This is a genomic window from Chitinophaga pinensis DSM 2588 (genome assembly GCF_000024005.1).
Classification (GTDB): Bacteria; Bacteroidota; Bacteroidia; order Chitinophagales; family Chitinophagaceae; genus Chitinophaga; species Chitinophaga pinensis.
On the sequence record NC_013132.1, the window covers coordinates 9046559 to 9060947 of the forward strand.

The window sequence follows — 14389 nt, forward strand, 5'->3', positions numbered from 1 at the left end:
ACTAGTCTCTTTAGCTAAAAAGGAGCGTCTTCAAAACCTTCGTCGAAGTTCATGTCGTTCATACGGGAACCCTTCTGGATATACAGCTTCGCTTCATCGTTGCCACCACCACCTGCGTCATGGTTACGCATACCGGCAAATGCGTTGCTGCTGCCTCCACCCGGGTTTTCCAGACTACCATCATCTTCGAAGCGCTGGAATTCCAGGATTGCGCGTAGTTTGATCGTGTCGAGCTGACCGTTACGGTGTTTCGCGATACGAACGTGGGTCTCACCTTTATTAGACTCGCCCATTTCGTTCGTGTTGATCTCGTAGTATTCAGGGCGGTACAGGAACATTACCATGTCGGCATCCTGCTCGATCGCACCAGATTCACGGAGGTCACTCAGCTGCGGCATCTTGTTACCGTCTTTACGTTTTTCCACATCACGGCTCAACTGCGACAATGCAAGGATCGGTACCTGTAACTCTTTCGCGAGTCCTTTCAGGTCACGCGAGATCTTACTGATCTCCTGCTCACGGTTGGTCCCCTTACCATCTGCACTACCACTCATCAGCTGCAGGTAGTCGATGATAATTACGCCTACGCCATGGTTGTGTACCAGCCTTCTTGCCTTTGCACGGAGCTCGAAGATGTTGAGGGCCGGGGTATCATCGATGAAGATGGGTGCTTTCGCCAGGCGTTCGATACCATGGGTCATCAGCTTCTTCATCTCATACTCTTCCAGTTTACCCCTGGTGATCTTTTCCAGTTTTATTTCCGACTCTGCGGACAGGATACGCTGTACGATCTGTCCGGAGGACATCTCAAGCGAGAACACCGCGGCTCCTTTCGGGAATCGGGGATGCAGCGCTGCGTTTCTGGCCAGGTTCAGTGCGAAAGCGGTCTTACCCACCGCCGGACGTGCCGCGATGATGATAAGATCCGTCGACTGCCAGCCATACGTCACTTTATCAAGTGAAGGGAAACCGGAAGGTACCCCTGTGATATCGTCTCCCCTGTTACGGAGGTCTTCGATACGTTTCATGGTATTCACCAATACGCGGTCGATACTGTCGTAGTTCTTGCGCAGGTGATTGTTGGTTACCTCAAACAGCTTGCTTTCAGCAGAGTCCAGGAGATCAAACACGTCGGCCGTATCCTCGTAAGATTCACTCAGAATCTCACCGGAGATACGGATCAGTTCACGCTGGATAAACTTTTGCAGGATGATACGGGCATGCGCCTCTATATTGGCGGATGAAACCACCATGTTGGTTAACCTGGTAATATAATAAGGACCTCCCACTACTTCCAGCTCACCCATGGAACGCAATTCTTCCACTACAGTCAGGATATCCACCGGCATGGATTTACCAGCCAGGCGGGTCATCGCTGTAAATATCTTCTGATGTGCTTCTACGTAAAAACATTCACCTTTCAATATCTCTACTACCGTGTCAAAAGCGCCTTTTTCCAACATAATGGCTCCCAATACGGCCTCTTCCATCTCCTTTGCCTGAGGAGGAATCTTGCCGTACATCATGGTAGATACGTCAACGGACGGTTTGCGCCGTACGTTGCGGTCCTTCTTAAGATTGAGATCCATTTATATATTTTGTGATTAGTCTGTTAATCAAAAAGTTATATGTCGTGGCTTCCTTAGTTGTAATTACAATTTTATTGTACCAGCTGAGCTATTGACATTTTATGAAATTGTAAACTTTTTTGGGCCGTAAAAACTAAGGTAACCGCATTTTTTCATTTTCTAAAGTTTGCCCGGGTATATAATTTATAAGGTGACATCCACATGTTATGCACCCGCAAAATGGCAGTTATACACTGACTATAGAGACATTATCCACTAATTACACACACACTTCACACACAAAGGTGCGCTATTCACATAATATGTGCAAAAAAGAATATTTAGCTTGACTTGTTCTTTTGCAGATTGGTTCGCTACACTTATGGCAGCGCCCGCTATTTATTTGATAACCATTTGAAAAATGTCATTTGGCCGTCGCAGATTCGTCGCTTGTTCGTCCCTTATTCGTCGCCTGTTCGAATGAAGCACTTTTGCCAGTACAGATCACCAACCCAATAAGATGATAACACGTACATTTTACTATGTTACTATAACCTTCCATAGTAAATAAATCTATTCAGGTTCAATCACTTATATTCTGTATATTCATCAAGCTGCCGCCTTCATCGCACAATCTCCGGTTATACTATCATCTGATAATACTTATGCTCCGCTAATGCTACCTTCTTAACGGAAGATCAACGAAAGATGAGTATAGTATATGTACTTCCCGCCCTGCTTTTGTCAATAATGCACCCCTTCCAGATGAATCGGCTGACTGCCTATGGACTATGCATGAATTACACTAACTTTACGCACTTATATAATTTTACAAATGACTATTTCGTACAATTGGCTGTGTGACTATTTGCCGGTTAAACCCACACCGGAGGAACTATCTGTTATTTTGACGCGCATAGGTCTTGAGGTGGAAAGCCTGGAGCAATTCGAGTCCGTTAAAGGCAGCCTCGAAGGACTGGTAATCGGCGAAGTCCTTACGGTAGCCCCGCATCCCAATGCCGATAAACTCCGACTGACAACTGTAAACACCGGTAAGGGCGAACCCCTGCATATCGTTTGTGGCGCTCCAAATGTAGCGGTCGGACAAAAAGTAGTGATCGCTCCGATAGGCGCCACCATCTACCCTGCCAGCGGTGAACTGCTGACCATGAAGAAAGCAAAGATCCGTGGAGAGGAAAGTCATGGTATGATCTGCGCCGAAGACGAGATTGGCCTGGGTGGCAGTCATGCCGGTATTATGGTACTGGATCCATCCCTGCAGCCTGGTACACCGGCCCGTGAAGTATTTAAACCTGTACAGGACTGGGTATATGAAATCGGTCTGACACCCAACAGAATGGACGCCATGAGCCATCTGGGGGTAGCCAAAGACGTTTGTGCGTACCTGAACAATACCGAAAACACACTGAATAACAAGGCATTAGTACCTGTATTAACGGCACTGCCAAAAGCTGCTACTCCATTATCTATCAGTGTCGCTATCGAAAACCAGGATGCTTGTCCGCGTTACAGCGGCATCTCCATCACTGGTGTGAAGATCGCTCCCTCTCCTGACTGGCTGAAAAATAAACTGCTGGCGATAGGTGTAAGACCTATTAATAATATCGTTGACATCACCAACTTCATCCTGCATGAAACCGGTCAGCCGCTGCACGCATTCGATGCAGATGCCATTACCGGTAACAAGGTGATCGTTAAAAACCTGCCACAGAATACCTTATTTGTAACGCTGGATGAAAAAGAACGTAAGCTGGATGCTGCTGATCTGATGATCTGCAATGGCAACAGCGAGCCAATGTGTATTGCAGGTGTATTCGGTGGTCTGCGTTCCGGTGTAACCGACGCAACACAAAACATCTTCCTGGAAAGCGCCTGGTTCAGTCCGGCGAGCATCCGTCCAACTTCTTTCCGTCACGGTCTCCGTACAGATGCGGCTGCCCGTTTCGAAAAGGGTGTGGATATCTCCAATACAGTTTATGTATTACAGCGTGCGGCCGCACTGATCTGCGAACTGGCAGGTGGTGAGGCAGCATCCGAAGTAATTGATGTATATCCTCAGCCTAAACAGCAGACGGAGGTGACCAGCACCTGGTCTTATATCCGTAAATTAAGCGGTAAGGCTTATCCGGAAGATAAAATTGTGAATATCCTCAGCAGCCTCGGTTTCGGTATACTGGAACGCGATGGGGAAAAACTACGGGTAAGCGTGCCTTACAGCAAACCGGATATCAGCATTCCGGCCGATATAGTGGAAGAAGTAATGCGTATTGACGGTCTGGACAATATCGAGATCCCATCCCAGGTATTGATCACACCGGCAGCAAATGCCAAACCTGACAAGGAGAAAGTACGTGAGAAAGCGGCTAACTACCTGGCAGCAAACGGATTCAATGAGATATTCACCAACTCCATCACCAACAGCAAATACTTTACGCGGGAAGTACTGGAGCGCACGGTAAAAATGATCAACAGTCTCAGCGCTGATCTGGATGTAATGCGTCCGTCTATGCTGGAGACCGGTCTGGAAAGTGTGTCCCATAACCTGAACCGTCGTAATGACAACCTCCTGTTCTTCGAATTCGGTAATACTTACGCCGTACAGGAACAAGGTAAATATGAAGAGACTGCTCACCTGAGCCTTTACCTGACGGGCCAGAAGAGAACGGAAAGCTGGATGCACAAGGCAGAGCCGGTTGACTTCTTCTTCCTGAAAGGATATGTACAGAATCTGTTCCACCAGCTGGGCATCAATGGCCTGCAGTGGGCAGAAGAAGAGACTGACGGCTTACAAAGTGGCTGGCAGATCCGTGTAAAAAACAAGCCGGTTGTAAATCTTGGCGCGGTTAGTGCATCTAAGCTGAAACAATTTGATATCAAGCAGCCGGTATGGTTTGCCGACATCAACTGGAATATTGTATTGGGATTACTGCAAAAAAGCGATAACTTTTACAAAGAAATACCGAAGTTCCCTGCAGTACGCCGTGACCTGGCACTTATCCTGGACAAACAGGTTAAGTTTGCCGCAGTCGAGGCAGCTGCTAAGACAGTTAAGTCTGCACTCTTACAGGATCTGAACCTGTTTGACGTGTTTGAAAGTGAAAAGCTGGGCGCCAACAAGAAATCTTATGCGGTGAGCTTCACCTTCCAGGATGCACAGAAAACCCTTACTGACAAAGAGATCGACTCAGTAATGGAGAAACTGGTAAAAGCATTTGAAGGACAGTTACAGGCGGAGATCAGAAAATAGTTCAACAGTTGCAGCCGACGAATTACGGATGAAGAAAAATCATACGTAATTCGTTGACTGTTTTAAACAAAAAGCCGTTTCATTCGTAATTTGTAATTCCTAAATCAGTAATTCACAACAGACTTGGCTTTAGAGCAGTACATACAAAGGATCGATGATAAACTTCACCTGTTGTTAAAAAAGCTCCAACAGGTGCAGGCAGAGAATGTATTGCTGAAAGAGCAGTTACTGACACAGGAAAGTACACTGACGACACAGCACGAAACAATCGCTGCACTTGAAAACAAGCTGCATCTGGCCAAAATGGCCGGCGCAACCGGTCAGGGTACTCCGGCCAGTCGTGAAGATGATGAAGAATTCAGAAAGGAAATGCGCAACAAGATCAATGATTATATCAAAGAGATAGATCGTTGTATTGCACTGTTAAACAGTTAGTTAAAAAACAAATCCACATGGATCCGCTGATTCCCATTAATATTGTGGTAGCCGACAGGTCATACCGCATTAAGATCAAACCTGAAGAGGAAGAGGAAGTACGCCGTACCATGAAGGAGGTGAACGAAAAGATAGTAGAATTTAAGACCGCGTACGCCGGTAAAGACCTGCAGGATTATATTGCAATGGTACTTATCATGTACGCGACCCATCCGGTAACGAGTGGGGGTAAGATCCAGATCGGCCTTGCGCCATTTCTGGAAGAGAAGTTACAGCATCTCGAAGAGCTGCTGGACAACTCACTGAAGTAATTAGGAATTAACAATTAGGAATTAAGAATTGGTGTGATCCAATAGGTGTATCTGAAAACTAATTTCTGACTAAACAGGAGTCGTGTTGCACTAAAATATTTTGAAAAAGTAGATTAGCAGATAGTAACGTATTGAAATAAAATAACAGCATATTACTAACATAATCAACGCTTTATCCATTTATCAACTATAGGACATTCCTGTAAGTGACCACACACCTGCGTATCAGCTTATCATCCCGTCGTTTCGCACATTCTTTTTTGTATTTTCGCGAATCAAGTTCTAAACCCTCTACTTTTCCACGGAAATGGGACGCGGCAAGGAATGCAACATAAATCAAGTATTAAAAAATTTGTATGGAAGTTACTTTAATATCGACAATAGCTGCAGTAGTGGCATTGATCATAGGTATTTTATTAGGTAAGGTGATATTTGCCAAAAACACACAGCATAAAATCCAGGAGGCTGAATTACAGGCACAGAAAATAGTAGCCGAAGGACAACTTACTGCAGAGAACCTGAAGAAAGACAGATTGCTGGAAGCAAAAGAAAAATTCCTTCAGCTGAAAAGTGAGCACGAAAAAGAGGTATTACAACGTAACCAGAAAATAGCTGACTCAGAAAACCGGATCAAACAGAAAGAACAATCCCTGAATCAGAAGACTGAAAATATCCAGAAACAGACACAGGAGAACGAGGCGATCAAGGAAAACCTGACCCGCCAGATGGAACTGGTTGCTGTAAAACGTACTGAACTGGAAAAACACCAGGAAGAACACATCCGCCGCCTGGAGAAGGTAGCTGCCCTGACTGCTGAAGAAGCCCGTCACCAGCTGATCGAAAGCCTGAAAGAAGAAGCCCGCTCTCAAGCGCTCGCACACATCCAGGAAATCATTGAGGATGCTAAACTGAAAGCAAACAAAGAAGCTAAAAAGATCATCATACAGTCCATCCAGCGTACTGCTGCTGAACAGACCATCGAGAACGCAATCACCGTGTTCAACCTGGAAAGTGATGAAATCAAAGGTCAGATCATCGGTCGTGAAGGACGTAACATCCGCGCTATCGAAGCTGCTACCGGTGTTGACCTGATTGTAGACGATACCCCTGAAGCAATCGTACTCTCTTCCTTCGACCCATTACGTCGCGAGATTGCCCGCCTGTCCCTGCAACGTCTGGTACAGGATGGCCGTATCCACCCTGCACGTATCGAAGAAGTAGTTGAAAAAACAAAGAAACAACTGGAAGAACAGGTAATGGATATCGGTGAAAGAACCGTTATCGAACTGGGCATCCACGGTCTGCATAAAGAACTGATCCGCCTGGTAGGTAAAATGCGTTTCCGCTCCTCCTACGGTCAGAACCTGCTGATGCACTCCAAAGAAACAGCTAACCTTTGTGCTGTAATGGCAGCTGAACTGGGTCTGAACCCTAAACTGGCAAAACGTGCCGGTCTGCTGCATGACATTGGTAAAGTGCCTGACGAAGAAACTGAACTGAGCCACGCCCTCCTCGGCGCCAAACTGGCTGAGAAATATGGCGAGCACGCTGCTGTAGTAAACGCTATCGGCGCTCACCACGATGAAATGGAAATGCAATACGTTATCTCTCCGATCATACAGGCTTGTGACGCCATCAGCGGTGCTCGTCCAGGTGCTCGTCGTGAGATTATGCAGAGCTATCTGCAACGTATCAAAGACCTGGAAAACCTGGCAATCGCCCATGACGGCGTAGAAAAAGCTTATGCTATCCAGGCAGGTCGCGAACTGCGTGTCATTGTTGAAAGTGATAAAGTAACGGACAATGATGCTGACCGTCTGTCTTTCGAGATCGCTAACAAGATCCAGACAGAAATGCAATATCCTGGTCAGATCAAAGTAACTGTGATCCGCGAAAAACGTTCCGTAAACGTAGCCCGCTAATACCGGCAACTGTAATAAAACCTATTCTTAAAGGCGTCCGCTGATAGCGGGACGCCTTTATTTTTTCTACCACTCCTCCACTCCCCGCTGGCATAAACAGCTTTCATTGCTTATATTTAGGTATACACGTCAACCGCTACCTCCTGTAGCTTAAAAACCGTTCTGAAAAATGAAAAAACTCCTTTTGCTGGCTGCCCTGCTCGTTGGCAGCAATTTCACGTTTGCACAGAAACAATCTCTCTTTAATGGCAAAAACCTCGATGGCTGGAAAGTCTATGGTACCGAGAAATGGTATGTGGATAATGGCACGCTCGTTTGCGAAAGTGGTCCCGATAAAGAATACGGTTACCTGGCCACGGACCAGTCTTACAAAAACTTCGAACTGACCGTGCAATTCAAACAGGAAGCAGATGGTAACAGCGGGGTGTTTTTCCACTCCTCCATTGAAGGTACCAAGATCACAGGCTGGCAGGCAGAAGTAGCGCCCGCAGGTAAACATACCGGCGGTATCTATGAATCCTATGGCCGCGGATGGCTGATACAACCAGCACCGGAGAAAGAACAATATCTCAAACAGGGAGAATGGAATACGATGAAAGTCATCGTTAAAAACGATAAAGTCACTACCATCCTGAATGGACATGAGATGATCACACTCACTGATGATAAAATCGGCGCAGCCAATGGCCAGATCGCCTTGCAGATCCACTCCGGCGGCGGTATTAAAGTGAGATGGAAGAATATTTCTATAGTCAACCTGGACTAATTCAATTAGGAATTAGGAATTACGAATTAGAATTAACCTCCTGTTAGACGGCGAAGGAACTAAAAGCCGGTCCCATTTATAGTATCTGACTATATTGCGAAATATTCAGGGAATTGCTGCTCGCAATTCCTAATTCGTAATTCCTAATTCCTAATTGATTTTTATGCTCCAACAACAGATAAAAGAAACAGCCGCATTTCTGAAAGACCTTCAGCCTGCCCGTGTAGGGATCGTATTAGGCACTGGACTGGGTCAACTGGTAAACCATATCAGGATTCAAAAGACAATTCCTTATCATGAAATTCCTCACTTCCCTGAGTCTACAGTAGAATCTCATAAAGGGCAGCTTATTTACGGGCATATCGGTGAGACGCCTGTTATTGCGATGCAGGGACGGTTTCATTATTATGAAGGGTATAGTATGCAACAGATCACCTTTCCGATACGTGTGATGAAGGCATTGGGTGTGCAGTTCCTCTTGCTGAGTAATGCAGCAGGAGGTATCAATAAAGCGTATACTAAGGGTGATATGGTGTTGTTGGATGATCATATCAATCTGCAGACAGATAATCCGCTGCGTGGGTTAAATTCAGCGGATTTCGGTCCGCGGTTTCCTGATATGAGCCGGCCGTATGATCCTGTGTTAGGTAAGGCTTTGTTGGATGCAGCAGCTGCGTTGGGATATAAGATGCATACCAATGGCGTGTATGCAGCGGTGACAGGGCCGAATCTTGAGACGCGTGCGGAGTATAGATACCTGCGGACGATAGGAGCGGATATTGTTGGGATGAGTACTGTACCGGAGGTAATCGTGGCGAATCAGTTGCAGTTGCCTTGTGCGACGGTGTCGGTGATTACGGATGAATGTGATCCGGATAATCTGCATCCGGTGTCGATTGAAGAGATTATTGCAGTGGCAGGGACGGCGGATAAAAAGCTGAGTGAGATATTTGCGGCGGTAGTGGCTGGGTTGTAGCTGACAGCAAAGGCAGTATGGGCTTGCAGACTGTCGTGCGTTGAAGTTACTTGCTATGAGGCTGGAGATGGGGATGAGGCGTTGGGGTGGATTACCCCCCTGGTTGCATGGGCTCGGCAGACTTCAATGCACGAAGGCCAGCAAGCTCCATCTGCCATTGCCTGAATACAGCCGGCCAATGAGATGTATAACTTTATCTTATTAGTGGATAACAAAAGCCTGGTCATGAGCCGGGCTTTTGTCTTTTATCGTTTTGGTTTATTGACAGTTGCAGTAAGATCTGTCAACATATACATCGTTATTGCTGCAATTGGTGTAATCCTCTTTATAAAGCTGAAGCAGTCATTGTTTTCACCTGCTGTGTTTCCCTGAATGTAGTTGCCCAGGTTTTCATGTGTTCCAGGACCGGCTTCAATGTGAGGCCGTCTTCTGTCAGACTGTATTCAACTGTAATGGGAACTGTATTAAATGTTTGTCGGTCAACAATGCCTGCTGCTTCCAGTTCTTTCAGTTCCTTTATTAACATCTTGGGTGAAATGCCTGTTATCTCACGCTCCAATTCTTTGAACCTTTTCTTGCCGAAATAGAGGGTAGTGAGAATATGCAACTTCCATTTTCCTCCTAATACCTGGAGAATAAACTGCATATCATCAATGTCAATCACACAATTTTCCATCTTTATTGAAATTTATATAACTGGTTATCAAAACACTATCCTTTTGTAAATTAATATACTTTCTCGTAACTACTTGCTAATGTATAGCAATGGTTCTAGGTTTGCAACATCAATCAATGAATCATGAAGGGAAAAACAATTTTAATAACGGGCGGTGGCTCCGGTATCGGGGAAGCATTTGCCAATATTTTATCAAACGATAACAAGGTTGTTATCTGTGGCCGGAATGAGGATAAATTAAAACGGGTGGCGGCTACAAGCGAAAACATCTCTTACTATGTTGCAGATGTATCCGTTCCTGATGACATAGACCATCTGTTCAAACAGATGGCAGATAAAAACATAGTGTTGGATGTGCTGTTTAATAATGCGGGTGTGGTGGAACAATTTGAAGTATTAAAAGCCCCCTATTCTTCAGCACAGATTTTCGGGAAAGTAAATACGAACCTGTCCGGCGCTATTGCCATCACGCAGTTATTCATCAATCAGGCGAATCAATCTGCAGCCAACCTGATTGTGAATATGTCCACTGGTTTAGCCATTTTTCCAGCTCCGATACTGGCCCTGTATGCTGCATCCAAAACTGGCTTCAGCGTATTTACAAAAACATTGCGGCAGCAATTAAGTGATACAAATTTCCGGGTGATAGAAATTCTGCCTCCGCATGTGGAAACAGATATGCCGAAGCAGATCGGGAATATGACAAAGGGGCAAACAGCAAATGATTTTGCTAATAAAACGATTCGGGTAATCGATAAGGGGAAATTAGAATACGCTCCTGGCTTTAATATGGTGCTATTAAAACTATTCCGCAAATTTCTTCCTGAAACCGGACTGAAGATTGTCGATAAAGTAACCAGGAAACAATGGCAGGGGGAATAAAAATTAAAACGCCGGAACATGCTATAGGAAGCATTATCCGGCGTTTAGTTTATAAGCAGTTTTTATTTCTTTTCGTCGTCGTCCTCGTCATCTTCATCATCGAAGTCTTCATCTGTATCAAAGTCTTCTAGGTTGTCTTCGTCAAAATCGTCGTCATCGGCAGTATTGGCATCTGCTTTCTTAGCATTGTCATCATCATCATCATCTTCTTCTTCGTCGCCGTCTTCATCATCATTATCTTCTTCTTCATCCTCTTCGTCTTCGTCATCCCAGTCCTCATCATCGTCATCATCGTCATCATCGTCTTCCTCATCGCCCCCATCTTCTTTGTCCTCATCATCGTCACCGTCCTCATCGTCTTCTTCATCATCCCCTTTCGGACCTACATCAGCCGCAGATTCAAGGAAAGCAGCCAGTTCTTCCTCTGTTGCATAAGTCACTTCTTCTTCCTCTTCATTTTCAGCTGTAGCCGTATTCTCTTCTTCGTTCTCTTCCACATCTCCTTCGGCTAAAGCCTCGTCCATAGTCGGGATCTCTGTGCCGGCAACGATATCATCATCCGCACTCACTATACCTGTACCTTCTGCCGCTGCAACTGCCTCCTCTTCATTTTGCGGGATTTCTTCATCAAAAGGAAGGAAAAGCTTTGCCTGCAGATCATTATTCTTCTTATCAGGTGAGTCAACTACAGGGATTTCTTCTGTAGATACTTTACCACCATTCAGATGTGCTTCCGGCCCCTCAACATTGTCGTCCTGTTCTACCAGTTCGCCGGTTTCGGAGACAACCATATTACGGGCATCATCATCATTGGCAGCTTCTGCTTCCAGACCAATCAGGGTTGGCTGGATGGATTCATCATCAAATACCTCTTTCAGTTTTGGCAGGTCTTTGGGAGAGTTCAGCCCGAAATAGTCCATAAAGGCTTTGGAGGTAGCATAAAGGAGTGGTTTACCGGGCAGGTTTTCACTACGGCCGGAAATCACAATCAGTTCTTTTTCAAGCAGTTTTTGGATAGAATAATCGGTACTTACACCACGGATATGCTCAATTTCACCTTTGGAGATCGGCTGCTTGTAGGCGACGATCGCCAGGGTTTCCAGGGCGGCTGTAGACAGTCGCTTCAGGAACTTGTCACCATTCAGCTGTGCTACCGTCTGATAATATTCCTTTTTTGTCAGGAACTGGTAGCCGCCGCCGCTTTCTCTTACTTCAAAAGCATAGAATTCAGAGTTGTACTTTTCCTTGATAGCCTCCAGGGAAGCTTCCACCTGCTCCAGTGTGGCCCTGTCTTCCAGGAAAGCCAGTGCATTGTTCAGCAGGTCAAGTACATCCAGCAGCGGCAATGGCCGGTCTGCTGCGAATATCAATGCTTCTATGTGCGGTATGATCTGAGAAATTTCCATGGTGCGGTTTTCAATATCCGTATCCGGAGCAGAAAAGGCCGGAGCCTTTGCCACGCCTGCAAAACAAAAAAGTCAAAGGCCGAAAATACAGCCTTTGACCCTTATGAAGAAATCAAAATCTTTCGATGTCAATTCGATGTGTATAAGTTGCTTAAGATCAGCCTTCCAGCGCAGCTGCACCGCTCACGATCTCAGTCAGCTCAGTTGTAATAGCCGCCTGACGTGCACGGTTGTAAGAGATCTTATAAGAACGTAACAGTTCGTTTGCGTTCTCAGTTGCCTTATCCATTGCAGTCATACGGGCGCCGTGCTCGGAGGCATTCGCATCCAGCATGGATTTGTACAGCTGTGTATTCAGGATTTTAGGCATCAGTTCTGCGATCAGCGCTTTCTTCTCTGGTTCGAAGATGAAGTCAGCACGACCAGCATTCGCATCTGTACTTTCCACACGTGCTACCGGCAGGAACTGCTCAGCTACAAAACGCTGAGTAGCAGCATTTTTGAATTCGCTATAGATAATTTCAACAGCATCGTAGTCGCCGCTTACGAAACCTTCCATTGCAAATGCAGCAGCCTGTTTAACGTGTTCAAAATCCAGTTTGTGGAACAGGGTCCAGAAAGAATCGTTCAGTTTATACCCATTTTTCAAAAAGTGCTCATAGCCCTTTTTACCAATAGGCAGTATTTCAACATGGCCTTTTTCAAACTGCTCCTCGTATTTCTCGCGGATCACCTGTTTTGCCATTTTGATCACGTTGGAATTGTAAGCACCACATAATCCTCTGTCAGATGTAATCACTATCAGCAGCACCTTTTCTACAGGACGCTGAGCTGCCAGAGCCAGATCAATGCTTCCTTCACTGTTGGAAACGATGTTCTGCAACATTTCCTGCAGTTTCAGGGCGTAAGGACGCATCAGCAAGATAGCATCCTGTGCACGACGCAGCTTGGCAGCACTTACCATTTTCATGGCTTTGGTGATCTGCAGGTTAGACTGTGTTGACTTTATACGGTTGCGAACTTCTTTAAGCTGACCGGACATAATGTTTTATGTATTACTTTATTTTTAATGTAAATTAGACCCTTTGGGGCTTTTGAATTTGGCTGCAAAGGTAATAAAAAACATGTCTAATATCACATGATGACGGAGGAGTTTGAACTTTTTATTTATCAGCCCCATGTGAAGCGGGTAATATCGGCGCAGCTTCTGCCCAGGTCTCATTACCGTCTATATCCACATAACCAACCCTGCCATTCTGCCTGATCATACCCTTCCCTTTTGTATAAGTATATGCCTTATCGTATTTCTGGGCAATCACCACCTGGTTCTTCTTATTGATAAAACCATATTTCTTTTCGGTCGCCACAGCTACCAGTCCCTCATTGAAGTTGCCCACCCAGTCATACATCACCGGGATCACCAGGTCGCCGTCTGCATTAATAAAACCAAATTTCTTATCCTGTCTTACCCAGGCCATACCATCCCGGAAAGGTCCCACCTTTTCATAAGACGTCATCACCACCTTCCCCTTCAGCAGGTCAGCCCGGCCGCATTTACCATCAATATACACCAGCATGGTCCCATTGGTTACAAAACCAAGTCGCTCGTATACAGGCTTTAATACCATTTTACCCTGCGGATTGATCACACCATACTTACCCCCCTGCTTCACCGACACATAACCGTCCCGGATGCCATTCACTTCCTCATACTTCGGCGCTACCAGCTCCTTACCCTGGTCATCCAGCAGCCCCACCTTGCCATCCAGCTTTACAAAATGATACCGGCCTTCTTTTACCCAGGCAGAGTCATATTTGAGCGAAGACGTCTTTCCGTTCGGCAATAAATAACCTGTCTTTTTACCCTTCTGCACCACGGCCAGCCCATGTTGAAATGGTCCGATCGCGTCATATACCGGCGCAATAACTACCTTCCCTGACGTATCAGTGAAGCCATACTTACCGGCTTTTTCGATTTTTACAAGTGAAAGGGTATCTCCTCCGGCTTTAGCGGCGGAGGTCAGTGTCTGAGAATAGCCCATTAAGGCAGGAAACAGCAGGCACAGGAGGATGGGATACTTTTTCATAGGTAGCAGTTCTGCTACCAAAAATAAAAAAAATGAGGCATTTAAATATAATAAATATGTAAACGCCTCATTGGTATTAATGATTTAACAAT

12 protein-coding genes are annotated in these 14389 nt (G+C 45.6%); 7 read left to right on the forward strand and 5 right to left on the reverse strand.

The window, feature by feature from the left end; all coding sequences use genetic code 11:
• Positions 1–14: 14 nt before the first annotated feature.
• Positions 15–1589, reverse strand: coding sequence for a replicative DNA helicase (gene dnaB, locus CPIN_RS35830; RefSeq protein WP_012794802.1), 1575 nt, complete (start codon positions 1587–1589; stop codon positions 15–17).
• An 814-nt stretch (positions 1590–2403) separates the two neighbouring features.
• Between dnaB and pheT the strand changes: the two genes are divergently transcribed.
• The 6 genes from pheT to CPIN_RS35860 all read left to right on the forward strand — a co-directional run bounded on the left by pheT (position 2404) and on the right by CPIN_RS35860 (position 9246).
• Positions 2404–4836 (forward strand): phenylalanine--tRNA ligase subunit beta, encoded by a 2433-nt coding sequence (gene pheT / locus CPIN_RS35835; RefSeq protein WP_012794803.1) that lies wholly within the window; start codon positions 2404–2406, stop codon positions 4834–4836.
• A gap of 171 nt (positions 4837–5007) precedes the next feature.
• Entirely contained in the window at positions 5008–5271 is a 264-nt protein-coding gene (locus CPIN_RS35840) for a hypothetical protein (protein WP_148230708.1), read from the forward strand.
• 17 nt (positions 5272–5288) lie between these two features.
• Entirely contained in the window at positions 5289–5582 is a 294-nt protein-coding gene (locus CPIN_RS35845; RefSeq protein ID WP_012794805.1) for a cell division protein ZapA, read from the forward strand.
• A 356-nt stretch (positions 5583–5938) separates the two neighbouring features.
• On the forward strand, positions 5939–7504 hold the full coding sequence (gene rny, locus CPIN_RS35850; protein ID WP_012794806.1) for a ribonuclease Y: 1566 nt from the start codon (positions 5939–5941) through the stop codon (positions 7502–7504).
• 169 nt (positions 7505–7673) lie between these two features.
• Positions 7674–8270, forward strand: coding sequence for a 3-keto-disaccharide hydrolase (locus CPIN_RS35855; RefSeq protein WP_012794807.1), 597 nt, complete (start codon positions 7674–7676; stop codon positions 8268–8270).
• Between the two features lie 163 nt (positions 8271–8433).
• Positions 8434–9246 carry a purine-nucleoside phosphorylase gene (locus tag CPIN_RS35860; protein ID WP_012794808.1) on the forward strand — a complete coding sequence of 271 codons (813 nt, stop codon included), beginning with the start codon at positions 8434–8436 and terminating at the stop codon, positions 9244–9246.
• Positions 9247–9571: 325 nt separating this feature from the next.
• Here the strand turns inward: CPIN_RS35860 and CPIN_RS35865 are convergent, their stop codons facing one another.
• Positions 9572–9922 carry a winged helix-turn-helix transcriptional regulator gene (locus CPIN_RS35865; protein WP_012794809.1) on the reverse strand — a complete coding sequence of 117 codons (351 nt, stop codon included), beginning with the start codon at positions 9920–9922 and terminating at the stop codon, positions 9572–9574.
• Between the two features lie 123 nt (positions 9923–10045).
• Between CPIN_RS35865 and CPIN_RS35870 the strand changes: the two genes are divergently transcribed.
• Positions 10046–10804, forward strand: a complete 759-nt coding sequence (locus tag CPIN_RS35870) for an SDR family NAD(P)-dependent oxidoreductase (protein ID WP_012794810.1) — start codon at positions 10046–10048, stop codon at positions 10802–10804.
• Positions 10805–10866: 62 nt separating this feature from the next.
• Here CPIN_RS35870 and scpB read toward each other — a convergent pair whose 3' ends face one another.
• The 3 genes from scpB to CPIN_RS35890 all read right to left on the reverse strand — a co-directional run bounded on the left by scpB (position 10867) and on the right by CPIN_RS35890 (position 14297).
• The gene (gene scpB, locus CPIN_RS38560) at positions 10867–12210 is read right to left on the reverse strand and encodes an SMC-Scp complex subunit ScpB (protein WP_012794811.1); all 1344 of its coding nucleotides are present in this window, start codon (positions 12208–12210) and stop codon (positions 10867–10869) included.
• 157 nt (positions 12211–12367) lie between these two features.
• On the reverse strand, positions 12368–13252 hold the full coding sequence (atpG, locus tag CPIN_RS35885; protein ID WP_012794812.1) for an ATP synthase F1 subunit gamma: 885 nt from the start codon (positions 13250–13252) through the stop codon (positions 12368–12370).
• 121 nt (positions 13253–13373) lie between these two features.
• On the reverse strand, positions 13374–14297 hold the full coding sequence (locus CPIN_RS35890; RefSeq protein WP_012794813.1) for a WG repeat-containing protein: 924 nt from the start codon (positions 14295–14297) through the stop codon (positions 13374–13376).
• Positions 14298–14389: the final 92 nt, after the last annotated feature.